This window comes from Parapedobacter composti (assembly GCF_900112315.1).
GTDB classification, from domain to species: Bacteria; Bacteroidota; Bacteroidia; order Sphingobacteriales; family Sphingobacteriaceae; genus Parapedobacter; species Parapedobacter composti.
This window is the reverse complement of sequence record NZ_FOLL01000059.1, coordinates 1-1,175: the sequence shown is the minus strand read 5'-3', so window position 1 is coordinate 1,175 and position 1,175 is coordinate 1. Positions and strand designations below refer to the sequence as shown.

Genomic DNA, 1,175 nt, shown 5'->3' with positions numbered 1-1,175 from the left:
GTCGTGGACGTCAACGAAAAGCGCATCGCCGCATGGAATGACCCCGACCTCTCCAGGCTGCCCGTATACGAGCCCGGGCTGGACGAGGTGGTGGCACAGGCAAGGGGCAGGAACCTGTTCTTCTCCACCGACGTGGATAACGCAATCGCACAGGCCGACATGGTTTTCATCTCGGTGAACACCCCCACAAAAACCTATGGAAAGGGCAAGGGAATGGCCGCTGACCTCAAATTCATCGAGCTCTGCGCCAGGCAGATAGCCGCCGCAGCAACCTCAGACAAAATCGTCGTGGAGAAATCAACCCTCCCCGTACGAACCGCCGAAGCCCTGAAGAACATCCTCCACAATACCGGAAACGGCGTCAGCTTCCATATCCTGTCCAACCCCGAGTTCCTGGCGGAGGGAACCGCAGTGAAAGACCTCCGTGAACCCGACCGCGTGCTCATCGGTGGCGAAAACCAGCAGGCCATACAGGCCCTGGCCGACATCTACGCCAACTGGGTGCCCAGGGAACGCATCATCACCACCAACCTCTGGTCGTCCGAGCTGTCCAAGCTCACCGCAAATGCTTTCCTCGCACAGCGCGTGTCATCCATCAACGCCATATCGGAGCTCTGCGAGAAAACAGGAGCAAACGTCGATGAAGTGGCCCGCGCCATCGGAACAGACAGCCGCATCGGACCCAAGTTCCTCAAGGCTTCCGTCGGATTCGGCGGCTCGTGCTTCCAGAAGGACATCCTTAACCTGGTATACATCGCCCGAAGCTATGGACTGCACCAGGTGGCCGACTACTGGGAGCAGGTCATCATCATGAACGACCACCAGAAACGGCGCTTCGCCGACAACATCGTGCAGACCCTCTACAACACCGTCTCCGGAAAAAAAATCACCTTCCTGGGGTGGGCCTTCAAGAAAGACACCAACGATACCCGCGAATCGGCAGCCATATACGTGGCAGACGCACTGCTCAATGAACAGGCACACATTACCGTATACGACCCAAAGGTACGGGCAGAACAGGTATATGCCGACCTGGATTACCTCGGCTCGCGAAGCCCCCAAGAGAACCGCCAGCTCATAACCGTGGCCAGCGACCCGTATGAGGCAACTAACAGCGCACATGCCATCGCACTGCTCACCGAATGGGATGAGTTCACAACCTATGACTGGAAACG

1 protein-coding gene is annotated in these 1,175 nt (G+C 57.7%); it reads left to right on the top strand.

The features are described from left to right. The coding region (locus tag BM030_RS19580; RefSeq protein WP_090975281.1) for a nucleotide sugar dehydrogenase at nucleotides 1-1,175 on the top strand (1,175 nt) is incomplete at both ends.